Origin of the sequence: Rhizobium ecuadorense (assembly GCF_001187535.1) — a bacterium.
GTDB lineage: Bacteria > Pseudomonadota > Alphaproteobacteria > Rhizobiales > Rhizobiaceae > Rhizobium > Rhizobium ecuadorense.
In genome coordinates this window covers 1-232 of sequence record NZ_LFIO01000360.1, presented here as the reverse complement: position 1 = coordinate 232, position 232 = coordinate 1, and the positions used below count along the sequence as shown (strand labels likewise).

Genomic DNA, 232 nt, shown 5'->3' with positions numbered 1-232 from the left:
GTTTGAACGCATCGAAGAGCCGTCGCGGTTTTTCGAAGCAGATCAAGGACGCAATAGCGAGAACGAGAATGTTGATGCCCGACCAGCAAACCGCAATCGGCGAGAACTGCGCCTCGATATGGGAGGTCTCAGGGACAATATTGATGACAAGACCGATGCCCGTCGCCACGATCAACGCCGCTATCCAGGCAAGGCTGTATCCATCAAATCCGTTCGCCTCGTTGCCGCTGCC

1 pseudogene is annotated in these 232 nt (G+C 55.6%); it reads right to left on the bottom strand.

The features are described from left to right. Positions 1 to 232: pseudogene (locus AF337_RS45155) on the bottom strand (Curdlan synthase); the annotation flags it as partial.